Origin of the sequence: Mesorhizobium amorphae CCNWGS0123 (assembly GCF_001686985.1) — a bacterium.
GTDB lineage: Bacteria > Pseudomonadota > Alphaproteobacteria > Rhizobiales > Rhizobiaceae > Mesorhizobium > Mesorhizobium amorphae.
This window is the reverse complement of sequence record NZ_CP015322.1, coordinates 568543-585391: the sequence shown is the minus strand read 5'-3', so window position 1 is coordinate 585391 and position 16849 is coordinate 568543. Positions and strand designations below refer to the sequence as shown.

General features: G+C 60.8%; 14 protein-coding genes. 9 read left to right on the top strand and 5 right to left on the bottom strand.

The genetic code is table 11. The features are described 5' to 3' along the window. Positions 1 to 26: 26 nt before the first annotated feature. On the bottom strand, positions 27 to 929 hold the full coding sequence (locus A6B35_RS32600; RefSeq protein ID WP_006201713.1) for a dihydrodipicolinate synthase family protein: 903 nt from the start codon (positions 927 to 929) through the stop codon (positions 27 to 29). Between the two features lie 52 nt (positions 930 to 981). Beyond that, complete coding sequence (locus A6B35_RS32595) at positions 982 to 2214, bottom strand: trans-sulfuration enzyme family protein (RefSeq protein ID WP_006201712.1); 1233 nt, start codon at positions 2212 to 2214, stop codon at positions 982 to 984. A gap of 74 nt (positions 2215 to 2288) precedes the next feature. Between A6B35_RS32595 and pdxR the strand changes: the two genes are divergently transcribed. From pdxR to A6B35_RS32575, 4 genes are all read left to right on the top strand, one after another. Continuing rightward, entirely contained in the window at positions 2289 to 3794 is a 1506-nt protein-coding gene (pdxR, locus tag A6B35_RS32590; RefSeq protein WP_040582600.1) for a MocR-like pyridoxine biosynthesis transcription factor PdxR, read from the top strand. 158 nt (positions 3795 to 3952) lie between these two features. Next, complete coding sequence (locus A6B35_RS32585; RefSeq protein ID WP_006201709.1) at positions 3953 to 4444, top strand: MOSC domain-containing protein; 492 nt, start codon at positions 3953 to 3955, stop codon at positions 4442 to 4444. 6 nt (positions 4445 to 4450) lie between these two features. Further along, entirely contained in the window at positions 4451 to 5401 is a 951-nt protein-coding gene (locus A6B35_RS32580) for a PDR/VanB family oxidoreductase (protein ID WP_006201708.1), read from the top strand. 48 nt (positions 5402 to 5449) lie between these two features. Continuing rightward, positions 5450 to 7846 (top strand): transketolase, encoded by a 2397-nt coding sequence (locus A6B35_RS32575; RefSeq protein WP_006201707.1) that lies wholly within the window; start codon positions 5450 to 5452, stop codon positions 7844 to 7846. A 97-nt stretch (positions 7847 to 7943) separates the two neighbouring features. Here the strand turns inward: A6B35_RS32575 and A6B35_RS32570 are convergent, their stop codons facing one another. Continuing rightward, positions 7944 to 8543: a helix-turn-helix domain-containing protein gene (locus A6B35_RS32570; protein ID WP_006201706.1), complete on the bottom strand. Its 600-nt coding sequence runs from the start codon at positions 8541 to 8543 to the stop codon at positions 7944 to 7946. A 215-nt stretch (positions 8544 to 8758) separates the two neighbouring features. On the opposite strand from A6B35_RS32570, the gene A6B35_RS32565 reads away from it, so the two are divergent. Continuing rightward, entirely contained in the window at positions 8759 to 9595 is an 837-nt protein-coding gene (locus tag A6B35_RS32565; protein WP_006201704.1) for an EamA family transporter, read from the top strand. A 212-nt stretch (positions 9596 to 9807) separates the two neighbouring features. Here A6B35_RS32565 and A6B35_RS32560 read toward each other — a convergent pair whose 3' ends face one another. Continuing rightward, a complete protein-coding gene (locus tag A6B35_RS32560) occupies positions 9808 to 11235 on the bottom strand; it encodes a sigma-54 interaction domain-containing protein (protein ID WP_006201703.1) in 1428 nt (475 codons plus the stop codon). Positions 11236 to 11495: 260 nt separating this feature from the next. Between A6B35_RS32560 and A6B35_RS32555 the strand changes: the two genes are divergently transcribed. From A6B35_RS32555 to A6B35_RS32540, 4 genes are all read left to right on the top strand, one after another. Beyond that, the gene (locus A6B35_RS32555) at positions 11496 to 12326 is read left to right on the top strand and encodes an alpha/beta fold hydrolase (protein ID WP_006201702.1); all 831 of its coding nucleotides are present in this window, start codon (positions 11496 to 11498) and stop codon (positions 12324 to 12326) included. 13 nt (positions 12327 to 12339) lie between these two features. Beyond that, entirely contained in the window at positions 12340 to 13956 is a 1617-nt protein-coding gene (locus A6B35_RS32550; RefSeq protein ID WP_006201701.1) for an MFS transporter, read from the top strand. Positions 13957 to 14041: 85 nt separating this feature from the next. Continuing rightward, the gene (locus A6B35_RS32545) at positions 14042 to 15364 is read left to right on the top strand and encodes an aspartate aminotransferase family protein (protein ID WP_006201700.1); all 1323 of its coding nucleotides are present in this window, start codon (positions 14042 to 14044) and stop codon (positions 15362 to 15364) included. A 196-nt stretch (positions 15365 to 15560) separates the two neighbouring features. Further along, the gene (locus tag A6B35_RS32540) at positions 15561 to 15746 is read left to right on the top strand and encodes a 3-keto-5-aminohexanoate cleavage protein (protein WP_006201698.1); all 186 of its coding nucleotides are present in this window, start codon (positions 15561 to 15563) and stop codon (positions 15744 to 15746) included. A 69-nt stretch (positions 15747 to 15815) separates the two neighbouring features. Here the strand turns inward: A6B35_RS32540 and A6B35_RS32535 are convergent, their stop codons facing one another. Next, complete coding sequence (locus A6B35_RS32535; protein ID WP_006201697.1) at positions 15816 to 16766, bottom strand: LysR family transcriptional regulator; 951 nt, start codon at positions 16764 to 16766, stop codon at positions 15816 to 15818. Positions 16767 to 16849 lie beyond the last annotated feature (83 nt).

Genomic DNA, 16849 nt, shown 5'->3' with positions numbered 1-16849 from the left:
CCTTTCACGGGCCGCCGGGTCGCTGTTCACCGGCTGGCATCTGATGGCAAGCATTCCAACGCGGCGGCGACCCGGTCCTTCGCTGCTGCAGGCAGAGGCAGGATGGGACGCGGGGGTTCGGCACGGCAAATGTCGAGCAATTCGGCAAGGGCATAGACGACGCGAAGACTTGAGAACTCCTGGAAGAGGCTCCAGAGCGGCGAAAGCGTGGCATCGATCCGTCGCGCTTCGGCCGCATCGCCCTGCTGCGCCGCCCTGACGATCATCATGCATGCCTCGGGCAGGATGCCCGCGAGGACGCTGTACCATGTATCGGCGCCGGCGATCATGGCCTCGGCGGCATTCCAGTCGCCGCTGTAACCGATCGAGAACCCTTCCGGCAGCGTTCGCCTCTGGTCGGCCAGATGGCTCTTGATCGCATCGCTTTTGTTGGTCGGATTCTTGATAGCGACGATCCCACCAACCTTTGCCAGGCGGTTGACGAGGGCTGGGGTGAAATGGAAATGCGTCGTTCCCGGATTGTCGTAGACGATGATCGGCAGGCCACTTTCGCGCGCCACTGTGGAGAAATGTTCGAACACCTCGTCATCAGTGAGCGGGGTATAAGAGGCGGCGGCAAGCAACCCCGCCGCAGCTCCAAGGGCCTTGGCGTCCTGCGCGAGCCGCACGGCTTCGTCAGTGCGTAGCGCGCCTACACCCACCACGACCGGCATTCGCCCTGCGGTTTCCTCCAAGGTCTCGGCGAGAGCCCGCCGCCGTTCCTCGCGCGAAAGAAAGATGTATGTGCCGGTGCTGCCGAGAAGACCGATGGAATCGACCTGAGCGGCGCCAAGCCGAGCAATCAGCCTGCGCAGAGCAACGGTGTCGACGCGGCCGTCACGATCGGCGGGCGTGATAGGGAACGCGGAAAGACCGCTCAGGAATGCCATGGCAAGGCTCCAGGTTGGTGCGTGAGGGCAGGGCTGGGCGCACGACAGGTCATCACAAGGCGTCCAGAGCCCGCCGCAGGTCGGTGATCAGGTCATCGGCGTCTTCAAGACCCACCGACAGACGCATGAGGTCCTCGCCGACTCCGTCGGCCAGATGGGCATCCTTGCGGATCGGCTGCCGAGCACGTGTGAGACTTGCCGGATGATAGATGAGGCTATCGGCATCGCCGAGGCTGACGGCGCGGGTGATCAGGTTGAGCCGGTCCATCATCCGGCGCGCGCCTTCGTATCCAGCGCGCAGGCCAAAGGCCAACATGCCCGACCCGTTGGACATCTGCTTTCGCGCTGTCACCTGATCAGGGTGCGAGTCGAGGAAGGGATGACTCACAAATGCCACCGCTGGGTGCGCCTCGAGCGCCTGAGCCACCGCAAGGGCTGTGGCGCTGTGCCGTTCCATACGCAGCGTGAGCGTCTTCAGACCGCGCAGGATCAGGAAGGCTGACATGGGCGAGAGCGCTGCGCCGGTGATATAGCGTAGGCCCGTTTCGTGCAGCGTGCGGAGTGTTTGGGCGTCGCCCAGAATCGCCCCGCCAAGGGCATCGCCATGACCGTTGATGTACTTGGTCAGCGAGTGGAGCACGATGTCGGCCCCGTGTTCAAGCGGTCGCTGGAGCGCGGGCGAGGCGAAGGTGCTGTCGACTGCAACCTTGACACCGCGCGCATGGGCGCGCTCGGCAATGGCAGCGATGTCGAGGATGCGGCTCAGCGGATTCACCGGCGTCTCGAAGAAAACAAGCCGCGTCCGCTCGGTAATCGCGGCCTCGAGATTTTGTGGATCGGACAGATCGACCGCCACGACCTTGATGCCGAAGCGGGGGACCGCCTGTTCGACCATGGCAAGCGTGTTCGCATAAAGTGTCTTGTGGACAATGAGTTCATCGCCTTGTGAGAGGAGCGACAGGATCAGCGTGCCGAAAGCCGCCATCCCCGAGGCAACGACCAGACCTGCCTCGGCTCCTTCCAGATTGGCGAGCCGTTGTTCGAGGATCTCCGTCGTGGGATTGTATTCGCGCGCGTAGAGCCTTCCGCCAAGCGCGGCGGCGGCCTCGTTTGCTGCCACGCTTTCGAAGCCATAGGTCGAGGTCAAGAAGACTGGTGGCTGAACGGCATTGGAAAAGCCGGACGGATCGTAGCCATGATGGATCGCCCGGGTGGCGAAACCGGGGCCGGTGTCGTTGAGCGAACGCGCGGGAGCATCGGTTGCGGATTGATAGGTGCGGGTCATTCGGCCTCGAAGATCTTTCTTGGGTTTCCGAAAGATTGACGGCAAACTGGCCAATGTGAAATATCCAGTTGGCGATGAATGAAATGGGCCAGTCTTCAAGTGCCGGTGCTGCCGGTCGCTCGCACGCGATGGGTGCGCGCGAGATCTACGAGGCTCTTCGCGAGCAAATCCTCGGCGGCGTCTATGAAACCGGCAGTCAGTTGCCGTCCTCCCGAGGCCTGGCAAATGACCTCGGGGTTTCGCGAACGACGGTGACGGTCGCCTACGAGCAACTGGCTGCGGAAGGTTTCATCGAAGTCCGTCAAGGCGCGCGACCTCGCGTTTCATCTTCGTTAATCGGTCCTGAGGCAAGCCGCACTTCCCCGAAACGGCTAGGCCCGGTTCATATGTCCGCCTATGGCGAACGACTGCGCGTCACGCCGCCCTGGCCAGATTACTTGCCGACTGGGTTGAGGGTCGATTTCCGCTATGGCGACCTGGCGCCGGCAGACTTCCCCGCATTGGTCTGGAAACGTGTGATGAACGAGGCGATGGGGCAGCGCCCGTTGCGTCTTGCCTATGACGATCCTCGCGGCTCGCGCAGGCTACGCCAGGCGCTGCAGGGCTATCTCTGGCGCGCCCGAACCTTGAGCTGCGACCTCGAGCAGATCATAGTTGTGAACGGCTCGCAGCAGGGCCTCGATCTGTGCGCTCGCCTGCTTCTTGATCCCGCCGACCACTTCGTCATCGAGAATCCGTGCTACAGGATGGCGCGTCAGGTCTTTGCCAGTACCGGTGCCTCGCCCATCCCCGTCACCGTCGACGAGGATGGGATGAAGACGGAGTTGCTGGCGGGGATCGGGGCACGCTTGGCCTATGTCACGCCATCGCATCAGTTTCCGCTGGGCGGCGTCATGCCGGTCGCGCGCCGCCATCAGCTTCTGGAATGGGCGCGGCACAACAACGCCTACGTGATCGAGGACGACTACGACAGCGAATATCGCTATGACATCAATCCGGTCCCTCCGCTGCACAGTCTCGAGGACCACGGGGCTGTCATCTACCTCGGCACGATCTCCAAGACGCTTTCGCCGATGCTGCGTATCGGCTACCTCGTCGTCCCGCCGGAATTGCAGGAGGTCTTCGCAACCGCCAAACAATTCGCGGACCGGCATTCGCCGGTGGCTGAACAGGAGGCTCTGGCCTCTCTCATCGAGAGCGGCGGCTACGAAAGCCATGTGCGCCGCGTGCGCAGGCTGAACGGCGAGCGTCGGGAGACATTGTTGGGCGCCTTGCAGCGCTGCTTGGGAGATCGCATCGCTGTCCAGGGAGCAGAGGCTGGTCTGCACGTCGTCGTTTGGCTCAACGACCTGCAGCGATCGCGGGGAACGGCACTGGTCGAAGCCGCCCGACGCACGGGGTTGGGGCTACACCTAATATCGCCCCTTTACGAACGACACTCAGAGGAAGGCCGCACCGATCGCGTTGGGCTTGTCATGGGCTACGCCGCCTTGAGCATTCGGCAGATCGAGAAGGGCGTTGAGGTCCTGCGCGAGGTTGTCAAGCAAGTGCAAGACGCGTTGCCGGGGCAGGGTGACTGAGACAGGGGACGTCGAAAGCTGGCGCTGAAAGCGACCCCAAGGCCCCCGCATTTCGTGGCAAAGCCAACTGGACTGGGAAAACGCCATGCAACTGGTGCTGTTGATCAGGCCAGTTTGGCGGCAGATTTTGGTGCAAGACGAATTTCCGAGAGCGATGCATGACCTGGCAAGGAAAGCTGCTGCACATCCATATCGCGCCCGCTGCCTCTTATGAAATGGAGGAGCTGGCGCAGGCGCAGCTCGTGGCCGGCCGAGGCATTGTCGGAGACCGCTACTACCTGGGGACGGGGACCTATTCCGCGCGTCCTGACGTTCGCGAGGTGACACTGATCGAAGCCGAAGTTCTGGACGCGATCGCGCAGGGCGAACCCAGGATACCGGGCTTCAAGGCCAAGCTCGCGCCCGAAGATCACCGGCGCAATATCACAACACGAAGCGTTCCGCTTAGCCATCTTGTCGGCAAGCGCTTCCGGGTCGGTGAAACGATCCTCAGGGCTGCCCGGATGAATGTGCCGTGCAAGTATATCGAGGAGTTGCTGGGGCTTCCGGGTCTCTACGAGGGGCTTCTGAACCGCTCGGGCCTGAACTGCACAATCGAGGTCGGGGGCGTGATCCGCCCCGGTGATCTGATCTTGCCCATCGACGAGTGAAACGCCATGGCCTCGCCCCGCATCATCATGAAGCTGACCGTGACCGCCGTCCGCAAGGAGCCCGGTGACGTGCTGATCATCGACCTGAAACACCCGCGCAAACCTCTGCTGCCGCCGTTCGAGGCAGGTTCTCACGTCGATGTCCATCTGCCTGAGGGGAAGGTGCGTCAGTATTCGCTTTGCGGCGACCCGACCGAGCTCGGCCGCTACACCATCGCGGTGAAACGCGAGAGTGACGGCCGTGGCGGCTCGGCGTGGATTCACGAAACCGTTGCGGCCGGCTCCACACTGCCCATCTCGGCGCCACGCAACCATTTTGCGCTCAAGCCCGGCGAGGGGCCGATCTTGCTGCTGGCAGGCGGGATCGGAATCACCCCGATTCTGGCCATGGCGCGCGCGCTCACCCGGCAGGCCAAGCCGTTCCACTTGCATTATTTCACCCGCAGCCGGGCGCTCACGCCACTCCTGCCGGCGATCGAGAGCGATCTTCCTGTCGGAAATGTGCAGCTCCATTTCGATGACGAGCCGGCGACCCGGGAGGATATCGCCGCGCTCCTGGCCAACCGTTTGGCCGACGCACAGACTTACTATTGCGGGCCGCCCGGATTCATGGCGGCTGTGGGGCGCGCGGCCGAACACTGGCCCGAGGGCACTGTTCATTTCGAAACTTTCCAGCCTGCCGGGCTTGACGGCGCGCCACCGGAACCATTCATCATAGAACTGCGTGAGGGCAGGGTGGTCGAGGTTTCGGCGCAGACCACGGCGCTCGCGGCCCTGCGCGCAGCCGGGGTGCCGTTGCTGGCCTCATGCGAGAATGGCGTTTGCGGGACCTGCGAATGCGGGATGCTTGGTGGGCAGCCGATCCATCGGGATTCCATCCTGTCGAAAGACGCACGCGGCCACCGCTTCATCGCCTGCGTGTCACGAGCGACGGGCGTGCTGAAGCTCGATCTTTGACGGTCCACTGGGATGCAGCCATCCGGACGCTGATTTTCGGGGAAGTGAATGACGACGAAACTTGCACATTTGAACGAGATCGAGCGCTGCGTCTCCTGGCTCGCAGCCTGGACGATCCACCACGCCAACCACGTCCGCGAGAGCGACGAGATCAAGGTCGGCGGCCATCAGGCTTCTTCCGCCTCCCTGAGCACGATCATGACGGCACTCTACGGATCGGTGCTGCGCCCACAGGACCGGGTGGCGGTCAAACCTCACGCGGCGCCGATCTTCCACGCTCTCCAATATCTCGCGGGCAACCAGACCTGTGAAAAGCTCATGAACTTTCGCGGCTACAAGGGCGCCCAGAGCTACCCTTCACGGACCAAAGACATCGACGACGTCGATTTCTCGACCGGGTCGGTGGGGCTCGGCGTCGCGCAGACGCTGTTTTCGTCGCTGGTGCAGGACTATGTCTCGGCCCATGGCTGGATCAAGGACCGCCCCGAGGGTCGTATGGTCAGCTTGATCGGCGATGCCGAAATGGACGAGGGCAACATCTACGAAGCCCTGATCGAGGGCTGGAAGCACGGGCTACGGAACTGCTGGTGGATCGTGGACTACAACCGCCAGTCGCTCGACGCCGTGATCCGGGAGGGCCTGTGGCAGCGGTTCGAGCAGATTTTCCGTAACTTCGGCTGGGACGTGGTGATCCTGCGCCATGGTGCCCTACAAGAGGCCGCCTTCACTGAGCCGGGGGGCGAGAAGCTGCGTGAGTGGATCGAGCGGTGTCCCAACCAGCTCTATGCGGCGCTGACCTTCCAGGGAGGCTCAGCCTGGCGCAAGCGGCTGCTCGACGAGATCGGAGATCAGGGTCCGGCCACCGCTCTGATCGAACGCCGCTCCGACGACGAGTTGCAGGCGCTCATGACGAACCTTGGCGGGCATGACATGCCGAGCCTCCTTGAAGCGTTCGAAGCGGCATCCAGACATGACCGCCCTGTCTGCTTCATCTGTTACACCATCAAGGGTTACGGCCTGCCGCTTGCAGGGCACAAGGACAATCATGCGGGACAGATGACGCCTGCACAGATGGAAGGGTTCCGCCGGCAAATGGGCGTCAAGCCGGGTGAGGAGTGGGGCAAATGGGCCGCGGCCACCCTGCCGGAAGCGGAGCTTGAAGCCTTCTTCTCCAAGGTGCCGTTCTTCAGTGAGGGGCGGCGCCGGCTGTCGGCGCCGTCAGTGCCGGTGCCCGAAACCCTTCCGTCATCGGGGCAGCGCGGCAAGCCGCTCTCGACCCAGATGGGCTTCGGCCAGATCCTGAACGACATCGCGCGCGAGCAGAGTCCACTTGCCGAACGCATTGTCACCACCTCGCCCGATGTGACGGTCTCGACCAATCTTGGGGGGTGGGTCAACCGGCGTGGCCTTTTTGCGCGCGAGACGATGGCCGACACCTTCAAGGCCGAACGCATCCCCTCCACCTACAGTTGGGAGTTCGGACCCAAGGGGCAGCACCTGGAACTCGGGATCGCAGAGTCAAACCTGATGATCATGCTCGGGGCGCTCGGTCTATCGCATTCGATCAATGGCGTGCGTCTGCTGCCGATCGGGACGGTCTACGACCCGTTCATCTATCGCTGCGCCGATCAACTGAACTATGCCTGCTACCAGGACGCGCGTTTCATGCTGGTCGCCACGCCCTCCGGCGTGACGCTGGCGCCGGAAGGCGGGGCGCACCAATCGATCGGCACCCCGCTCATCGGCATGGCGCAGGATGGGCTTTGCGCCTTCGAACCGGCCTTCGTCGACGAGTTGTCCGTGATCATGCGCTTCGCATTCGATTACATGCAGCGCAACGGCGAAGGAGATCCGGACGAGACGACATGGCTGCGCGATCAGACCGGAGGGTCGGTCTATCTGCGCTTGTCCACCCGGCCGCTCGAGCAGCCGTTGCGCGACATCAGGCCGGACCTGGCACGGGATATCGTCAATGGCGCCTATTGGCTGCGACCGCCCGGGCCGAACGCCAGTGTAGTGATCGCTTATCAAGGCGTTGTCGCGCCAGAGGCGATTGCAGCGACTGGGCTTCTGGCAGAGGACCGGCGCGACGTCGGGCTGATGGCAATCACGTCAGCCGACCGGCTGAACGCGGGCTGGCAGGCAGCGGAGCGTGCCCGCCAGCGCGGAACGACCGGCGCCCTTAGCCACATCGAGCGGATGTTGGCACCGCTGTCGCGCGATTGCGGAATCGTTACCGCAATTGATGGTCACCCGGCGACGCTTGCGTGGCTCGGCGGCGTGAACGGGCATCGCGTCAAGGCGCTTGGGGTCGAGCATTTTGGCCAGACCGGCACGATTGCAGATCTCTATCGCCACCATGGTCTCGATGCGAATGCCATCGTGCATGCCGCCCAGGCAGTCAGTTCCGGCCGCAGGATCCGATACCTGAAGGCGCTTCCCTAAGCGGTCGGCGGACGTCTTGCGCTATCGGCACGATGGGGGTGTCATGCTTGAGTAGCCGCCCGAGACTCCATCAAGCCAACGCCATATTGCCGCGGGGTCACGTTTCTACGCCCCGTTCCAGCACAGCCATGGAAAACGAAACGGCATGATCGTCGGCAGCCGCATAGGAGTGCGGCTGATCGGTGAGGAGTCGCGCGGCTTCGCCGGCTTGCAAGATTATGGTTTCGGAGCCGACAGTGAGCTTCAGACTTCCTCGCAGGACCGAAACAAGTTCACGAGTGCCGCGGCTGTGAGCGTCCGACCAATGGACATCACCGGGCGCAATCGTCCAGGACCACATCTCGAACATCGTTCGGCCTGAGGTCGATGCCATCAGTTTCGCCTCGCTGCCTTGCGGGGTTTTCCAAAGTGTTGCTGGTTTGGTCCGTTCGATACGATCGTCTGTGATTTCTTCCGAAGTTTGACCTAGCAAGTCGTTGACCGACAGCGAGAACGCGACGGCCAGGCGGCACAAGACTCCAATGCTCGGATTTGCCTTTGCCTGTTCGATGGCCACAACCGTGCCCTTCGAAAGGCCCGCGCGCTTCGCTAGCGCATCAAGGCTCATATTCTGCAATTGCCGCAAATGCTGCACCTTGGACGAGAGCAGCGTTCCCAGTTCTCTCTCGGTTGCCACCGCTGCTGCGTGCTTGGTCATTATATTGACTTCTCCAGATATGCCGCTTACGGTCAGTATAATGACCGGTGCGGGGACTTCAATCATGCCATCTCATTTGTTCAAGGATTGATGAAGATGTACCTTCCGATCGCTCGTAAAGCCATTGCTTTGAAGTCAGATACATCCCCGACAATAAGGGCGGCGGCGGATATGCATCGACCATTGAAACCCGTTCTGCTCACTGGGTGCTGCGCATGAGTGTCACGGCCGCAAGCTTGGCGGCCGCCGCTTTTGGCGCTGGCGATTTTCTTGGCGGTGTCGCGTCCCGCGGTTCGGATTGGCGCCGGGTCGTGTTGGTGGCGCTCGGAACGGGCTTGCTGGTCTTAGGCGTCGCGGCATGCTTCAAGGGCAGCCCGCCCCCTACGCTTCCGCTGAACTGGTGTTTGTCGGCTGGCGCAGGTTTCGCGGTCGGTGTGTCGCTCCTCTACCGCGCGCTCGCCGAGGGACAGATGACCCAGGTCGCACCGGTCACCGCCGTCGTTGCAATCGCCGTTCCGGCTCTGGTGGATATTCTGACCGGCAAAGCGCTGACAGGGCATCTGTTGCTTGGGCTCGGGGCTGCCGGCCTCAGCGCTGCTCTTCTATCGGGTTTGAGTGGTGGCTTGTACAAGAGCATCCGGAACCGATCGGTCATCATTGTCGCTATCGGTGCCGGGCTTGGCTTGGCCCTGTTCTACATCGGCCTTGATAGAGTCGACGCGGCAGGGGGAGGGATCTGGGGACTCACGCTTGTTCGTGCCACAGCATTTGTACTGGTTACTGCCGTGGCCCTGAGAAGCCGAAGACACGTGTTTCAGTTGCGGAGCTTGGGTGTCGCTGCTGTTGCCGGCCTTCTCGATGGAACTGCAAACCTGCTGCTGATGCTTGCATTTGCCACGGGAGGGTTGGCCGAGACTGCCGCCGTCGCCTCACTTTATCCGGTCGCCACCATCCTGTTGGCCATCGCCGTTCTGCGAGAGCGGCCTTCGATTACACAAGGGATCGGGCTGCTTTTGGCCATTCCGGCGGTCTTCCTTCTCCAATCCGGTTAAGGGGTGGTCCAAGCGGCTCGGGACGATAATGATAGATGCCGGTCTGAGGTGCCCGTCCATGCAAGAGGGGGCGTCACGTTCTCCCTATCGTCCTGGTGCGACGATCGAGTGGCATGCGCAGGGCAGTTGGCCGTCAGGATATGACAATTCGCGGATGCCAACCGGACGTGGAGCGCCTGCGAAGTGGCAACGGTCGCGTTGCCCTTCCGGGGTCAGCCGCCAGCCCCAAACGAAGTATTCTTGCGCTGGCTTGAAGGTTGCATCGGCGACATTTCACCTTTGACAGGCCCTTGGGCACTGTGCGCCTTCAGGAGCCGGTATAAATGTGCGCGACTTATGCCGAGCAAATCCGCGGCGCGACGCTTGTTCCCTTGAGCTTGTTTCAACGCGGCCCGAATCTCCGCTCCGGTTTGGGCTTGAATTCGGTGCTTGAGCGGAGGGTTCGATCCCGCATATGTCGGCTCCAAAGGAAACTCTGGGAAAGACGCAGAAAGTTTGCCGGTGATGACCAGTCGCGTCAGAACATTCTCCAGTTCGCGCACGTTGCCGGGCCATGAATGCCGGAGCAGGAGTTGACGGTCCTTCGCCGCCAACGCGGGCGCTGGCTTGCCCAGACGGTCGGTGATGCGTGAGAGCAATTGCTCCGCGAGAAAACCGACATCGTCGCGCTCACGTAAAGCAGGTACAATTATGGGAAGCACATTCAGCCGGTGGTAGAGATCTTCGCGAAAGCGGCCAGCTTTGACCATATTGGCGAGCGGTCGGTTGGTAGCACAGATAACACGCGCGCTGACGCTCACGGGAGTGGTGCCGCCTACCCGCACAATCTCGTTGGCCTGAAGGACGCGCAGCAAGCTGCCTTGAAGGGAAAGCGGCATATCGCCAATTTCGTCCAGGAACAGCGCGCCACCTGCGGCAAGTTCGAACTTGCCCGGCTTGCCGCGATTGCGGGCACCCGTGAAGGCGCCACCCTCGTAACCGAATAGCTCAGCTTCGACGAGCTCGCTTGGAATCGAAGCGCAATTGACCCAGACGAAGGGTCCGCGGGATCTGTCTGATAGGGCATGAATTGCATGCGCGGCCAGTTCCTTGCCCGAGCCGGTTTCGCCGCAGATGAGCACTGGCAGTTCATATTCCGCGACCGACTGAAGGGCGCCGCGATACGCATCCATCTGCTCACCTTGTCCAAGGATGTCGTCCAAGCTGAATTTTGATTGCCAGAGCTTGTTGCTTTGAGGGATGGCGAGCTCCGCCTTCGAGATACGGCTGTATGTTTTCTTTAGCGCATCGAAATCGGAGAACAGGGCCAGCCCTACCGCGCCGATAGTAATACCATCGCGCTGTACAGGAACCTGCTTCGTCACCAATTTGTGGCCACGAACTTCCAAGGGATAGCCGACATGGGTCCCTATGCCTCGAGCAACAAGATGAAGCCGGGTTTGTTGCCCAACCACATCGGTTATGTGTCGACCTAGAAATTCCTCTGCCTCGCCTCCCAGCAGGCGGCAATAAGGCTCGTTTATCAACACGATCGTCCCGGACGTATCAACGGCAACCAGACAGTCCGAGACATGATCGAGGATGAGCCTCAGAAAGTCGGCCTCTTCGGATGAACCGACAAACCAATCCGGAAGCGCCATTGAAGCACCTGTGTTGGCCAAGCCCCAAGCGCAGGCTTGCGAGGCTTCATGATGTCCGAGTGTCCCGCAAGCGAGACGATAGTGTGTCTCTTCGGTGACATTACTATCCCGGTTGCGGCCTGTCAAACATCGCTCACAGTTTCAAAGGCGACGATTTTCTACAACGATACCAACTCGATAAGAGGGTTGTTGGCGCGCGAGCGTGGACTGGCCCGGGCCTTGCAAAGTTCCCCGTGTGGAAACGCGCAGGGAGGAAAGAGATGACGCGCATCGACACCTTTGAAATAAGAGACACCGTGGTACGTGTGTCTGGAGCAGGAACACCACTGGTCTTTGTCCATGGATTCACGACCACAGCCGAATTCTGGCGAGAACAAATCGAGGCGTTCTCGTCGCGATACAGGGTCATCAGGATCAATTTGCCCGGACATGGTGCATCCCCGCGCCGCAAGCGACGCGACTACACGGTACCGGCCTTTGCGGAGGATGTCCTGGAAGTGTATCGCGCCCTGGAAATCGGCGAGGCTATTCTCGTTGGCCTTTCGATGGGAGGGACCGTGGCTCAGAGTTTTACGCTTTCCCACCCCGAACGCGTGCGAGCGCTTGTGCTTGTCGGGGCTACATCACATGGGCTAGGCGAGCACGTAAATGCCGACAGTGTGCTGACGGCAATCGATGAGCTGGGAGTCGTTACGGCGAGCCAGAATGTCATCCAAAAATCTTTCGGCCGGGCCGCAAGCGCTGAGCTCGTGGCATTTGCCAAGGAAGAGGTCGCGCAAACTCCGGACTTCGTGGCGCGCCAGGCGATCGCCTCACTCAATGCATCGGACAGTCGCCTCAGGCTCGGAGAGATCCGCGTCCCGACCCTGGTCGTCGTCGGGAATGAGGACGTCATCACGCCTCCGAGTGAATCGGTTATTTTGGCGGAAGGAATTCCCGATAGCCAGCTTGAGATCGTCGCCGAGGCGGGCCACTTCCCGATGCTTGAGCAGCCCGATGTTTTCAACCGCGTGCTCGACGAATTCCTCGTCGAGAACATCAGCCGATCCCGTCTGATGGGAGGCGCTGGCCTCTCTCAGCAAACTGTTTGATTGGGAGGTTCAAATGTCCTTTCAAAGTATCACTGCCGCTTCGCAATCGCACGATCTCGACCGCGACACCAAGCGGATCGTCTTTGCCGCCGCCTTGGGAACCGTGTTCGAATGGTATGATTTCTTCATCTACGGCTCCCTTGCCGTATTGTTCAGCACCCTGTTTTTCCCCAAAGGCAATGAAACGGCTGCATTGCTCGCTGCACTGGCGACCTTCGGGGCGGGCTTCGTCCTTCGTCCCTTCGGAGCCGTTGTGTTTGGCCGGCTGGGTGATCTTGTCGGTCGCAAGAAAACGTTTCTCGTGACCATGCTGGTCATGGGCTTTGCTACGGTAGCGGTCGGTTTTTTGCCGACATTCGAGTCCATCGGGTGGGCCGCTCCGATACTCCTGGTCTGTCTGCGGCTGTTGCAGGGGCTGGCCGTCGGCGGCGAGTTCGGCGGTGCCGTCACCTACGTCGCCGAGCACGCCGATGTGGAAAGGCGAGGCTTCACGACGAGCTGGATCCAGATCACCGCGACATTCGGCCTGTTCCTGTCGCTGATAGTGATCGTCTTGTGTCGTGCTTCCATGTCAGCGGAAGACTTCGCAAACTGGGGCTGGCGCATACCGTTCATCGGCTCGATCGTCCTTCTGTTGCTGTCGCTCTACATTCGTCTCAAACTGCAGGAATCACCTATCTTCCAGGAGATGAAGGCACAGGGCAAAGGTTCGAAGAATCCGATCGCCGATACATTTGCCGACGGCCGAAACCTGCGCCATGTGCTCGTTGCGATCTTCGGCGCCGTCGCTGGTCAGGCGGTAATTTGGTATACGGGGCATTTCTACAGTCTTTATTTCATGACCACGACGCTGAGGATGAGCCAGGACCAGGCAAGCTTCTACCTTCTAACGGCACTCGCTTTGGGAACGCCGTTCTTCCTCTTCTTCGGTTGGCTGTCCGACAAGGTCGGACGCAAGTGGATCGTGGTGACGGGTTGCGCGCTGTCAGCCCTGCTGATCATACCGCTCTTCCAGGGCCTTGCGAGCTACGGGAACCCTGCGCTCGCACAGTTCCGCTCGAAGACGTCAGTGGTGCTAACTGGCAATGGCTGCCGCCAAGATCAGTCGTTCGTCGGGCAGCTTTTCCGACCGAAGGCAGCGACACACTGCCAGACGGTGAAGGCGCTGCTAACGGCGCACGCCGTCCCCTACACCATCAACACCGACGCTGAACCCCTTCGCATCCAGATCAACGATGACGCACCCAAAACCTTCGATGATGCCGCACTCCTTGCGGCATTGACCGAAAAGGGCATGCCGCCGGCAAATACACCCGCCCAGCCCAACGGCCCCATGGTGGTCGCTGTTCTGTTCGCTTTGATCTTTCTTGCGACGATGGTCTACGGACCGCTCGGGGCATTGTTGGTCGAGTTGTTTCCTGTCCGGATCCGCTACAGCGGGGTGTCGGTCGCCCTGCAACTTGGCAACGGTTGGATTGGTGGATTCGCGCCCTTTGTGGCAACAGCTGTCGTCATCGCGACCGGCGATATTTTCGGTGGCCTATGGTATACCGTCGCGTTTGCCGGTTTGACCGCGGTTATCGGGGCGTTTCTGCTCCCAGAGACCCGTGGCCGCGACTTGAGTAACTAGGGCGGCGGAATAGAAGGGCGCGGCGCTGTCCCAACGGCGCCGCGTGCGTCGCGCGCGGATCAACCTTGCCCCCTAGAACCAAGTGATGAGCGACATCATGTCAGGACCAGCGACACCAAATTCCGAAAAGCTCTATGCGCGTGCCCGCGAGGTCATGCCTGGCGGGAACACGCGCACCACCGTCTATCGCAAACCGCATCAAATCTATGCAAGGCGCGGCGATGGCTGCCGGATCACCGACATCGACCGCCATGTCCGGATCGATGCCTTGGGAAACTCCACCTCTCTGATCCATGGCTATGGCAATCGCCAAATCCTCGAGGCGGCTACACGGCAGCTTGAAGCCGGAACGTGTTTCGGCATGCCTACCGAGAGCGAAATCCGGCTGTCTGAAATTCTGTGCGATCGTCTGCCGTCCGTCGAGCAGCTTCGCTACACAAATTCCGGCACCGAAGCGGTGATGAACGCTATCAAGGCGGCGCGCGCCTATACCGGCCGACCGAAAATAGCAAAATGTGAGGGCGCCTATCACGGAACGTACGACCCGGCCGAGACAAGTCTGGACGCCAGTCCAGCTACCTGGGGGGATATCGATAGGCCGGGATCCGTGCCGGCAGCCGAGGGGACACCCCAAGGGGTGCTCGACGATGTCGTCGTCATTCCCTTCAACAACACCCCGGTCGCCGAGGCAATCCTGCGTGCCAGCGGCAACAGCCTCGCCGCCGTGCTTGTCGATGTGATGCCAAACCGCGCTGGCCTCGTGCCGGCAAAGTCCGACTATCTGGCGATGCTGCGGCGGGTCACGCGCGAACTCGGGGCCTTGTTGGTTCTCGACGAGGTCATCACGTTTCGCCTTGGCTACAATGGCGCTCAGGGCCGTTTCGACATCGACCCGGACCTTACCACGCTCGGCAAGATCATCGGCGGCGGCTTTGCAATCGGCGCCATCGGCGGGCTGGCGGAAGTGATGTCGGTGTTCGATCCGAGCAAGGGCAAACCCGCTGTTCCTCATGGCGGGACGTTCAGTGCCAATCCCATGTCGATGTCAGCCGGTATAGCCGCTCTGGAGGAATTGACACCCGCCGCATTCGAGAAGCTCGAGGCGCTCGGTGATCGCTTCGACCAGGGTATTCGTGCGTGTTTTGCTCGACACGGGATCAAGGGGCAAGTTACCGGGCTGGGCTCGCTACGCCGTTTCCACCTGACGGACGCACCGTTGAGCGACTACCGTTCCACATTCGCAGCGGCGGATGGCGCCGCGCGGATTTCGGCGCTCGCTAAGGTATTGTTCGACGAAGGCGTGATCATTTCAGGCAACGGGTTGATGGCGTTCTCCACCGCCATGGAGGGCGCGGATATCGACGAGATAGTACGGGCCTTCGACCGAGCATTGCCGGCTTTCGCCTGATGACCTACGCAATATGATTGGGAAGCTGTCGGCAGAGCGAACGGCACTGTTTGTTGGTGCAGACCGCTTATCCCGTTCGCCTCAGGTGGCCACAATATATGGTGCTGCGTCTGTCGCCCTTCTCCCAGCCGAATAGCCAGACTGGGCCAAGGTGGCACGATTCGGGTGTTGCCAGCATCCCGCCGATGCGCGATTGATGCAGTCCTATGTGCTCGGTGGCGATGTCCGGATCGGTATGGAGGACACGACCCAGATGTCGCTGACTGAGCTCGTGAAGAGCAATGCCGAACTCGTCGAGAAAGCGAAATGGCACTTGGAACGGCTTGGTGCGCCGGTCGCCGGCCCAGCTTCAGGGCAATCTCGGCTGTCGCAAAAGGCCTAGCTTCTTGTATTAGGGGTCAAATCCTCACTTCGCTTGACACGAAGCGGACATTTGGGTCCGTGGAAACCGCTAGACGGCCGCCAGAGTAGAATTTCCAAACAGTCTCTCAGGTGAGGAAGCCATGCGAGATGCCTCATCTAACATCATTTCCCGCATCCAAATGCTTGCGGGATCGCTGCTGTGAAGCGCAGGCCATTGGATGGCCTCCTTCAATGAGGGAAGTGGCAGCGGAAGCTCCATTATCTGCAGGGGTATTGTTTTTGCGAAATGCTGAGCCAGTCGCAAGGGTATCGTCGCTATACGGTTGGTGCCTGATAGAACGGGCGGGATCATGCTAAAGCCCTGTACGACGATCTCTATTCGTCTCTTGATACCGTGCTCGAGCAAGTACCACTCCTCGATGGACGGCCTCAGGGTGTTCCCGAATTTGACCGCGACGTGCCCCATCGACATGTATCGGTCGAATGTAAATGGCTCGGATAGCGGCTTATTCGTGCCGCAGGCTACGCATACGAATATATCCTCGAACAGTGCTTCACGAGGCTGCTTCGACATGAAGAGTTCCGGCATGATCAAAAAATCGACGTCGCCGCGCCGGAGAAGCTGATCGTAGTCGTCGGCAAGAGGCAGACAATCGAAGGTGACCTCGGGAGCTTCCCGCGCAGTACGCTCTACGATCGTCTTAAAAAACACCAGTGTGATGAAATCCGAAAGGATGATCCTGAAGCGGCGACCCGATTTGGCTGGGATAAACAGATCCTTGGAAATAACGGAGAGCTGGATGTGCAGCAGGGCCTCGCGCACCGTGATGGCAAGCGCTTCCGCACGCGGTGTTGGGATAAGTTCACGACCATGCATCGTAAACAGGTCATCGTTGAAATAGGCCCGTAACCGGGCGACGGCAGCGCTCATCGCTGGCTGACTGAGGTTGATGTTGCGCGCCGCCGCCGTGAGGTTGCGCTCGGTCATCAGAGCGTCGAGTGCCACCAGGAGATTTAGATCAAGGCCTTTGAACCGCATGTCTTATCCATAGGGTGGATGTGTGGCATCCAAACAATCGATTTTAGGAATTAGTGAGCATGCGTCATTAGAAGCATCGACCC

Coding starts and splice junctions, on each gene's coding strand:
- A6B35_RS32600 (WP_006201713.1), bottom strand. CDS start 929: ATGGCATTCCTGAGCGGTCTTTCCGCGTTCCCTATCACGCCCGCCGAT.
- A6B35_RS32595 (WP_006201712.1), bottom strand. CDS start 2,214: ATGACCCGCACCTATCAATCCGCAACCGATGCTCCCGCGCGTTCGCTC.
- pdxR (WP_040582600.1), top strand. CDS start 2,289: ATGAATGAAATGGGCCAGTCTTCAAGTGCCGGTGCTGCCGGTCGCTCG.
- A6B35_RS32585 (WP_006201709.1), top strand. CDS start 3,953: ATGACCTGGCAAGGAAAGCTGCTGCACATCCATATCGCGCCCGCTGCC.
- A6B35_RS32580 (WP_006201708.1), top strand. CDS start 4,451: ATGGCCTCGCCCCGCATCATCATGAAGCTGACCGTGACCGCCGTCCGC.
- A6B35_RS32575 (WP_006201707.1), top strand. CDS start 5,450: ATGACGACGAAACTTGCACATTTGAACGAGATCGAGCGCTGCGTCTCC.
- A6B35_RS32570 (WP_006201706.1), bottom strand. CDS start 8,543: ATGACCAAGCACGCAGCAGCGGTGGCAACCGAGAGAGAACTGGGAACG.
- A6B35_RS32565 (WP_006201704.1), top strand. CDS start 8,759: ATGAGTGTCACGGCCGCAAGCTTGGCGGCCGCCGCTTTTGGCGCTGGC.
- A6B35_RS32560 (WP_006201703.1), bottom strand. CDS start 11,235: ATGGCGCTTCCGGATTGGTTTGTCGGTTCATCCGAAGAGGCCGACTTT.
- A6B35_RS32555 (WP_006201702.1), top strand. CDS start 11,496: ATGACGCGCATCGACACCTTTGAAATAAGAGACACCGTGGTACGTGTG.
- A6B35_RS32550 (WP_006201701.1), top strand. CDS start 12,340: ATGTCCTTTCAAAGTATCACTGCCGCTTCGCAATCGCACGATCTCGAC.
- A6B35_RS32545 (WP_006201700.1), top strand. CDS start 14,042: ATGAGCGACATCATGTCAGGACCAGCGACACCAAATTCCGAAAAGCTC.
- A6B35_RS32540 (WP_006201698.1), top strand. CDS start 15,561: ATGCAGTCCTATGTGCTCGGTGGCGATGTCCGGATCGGTATGGAGGAC.
- A6B35_RS32535 (WP_006201697.1), bottom strand. CDS start 16,766: ATGCGGTTCAAAGGCCTTGATCTAAATCTCCTGGTGGCACTCGACGCT.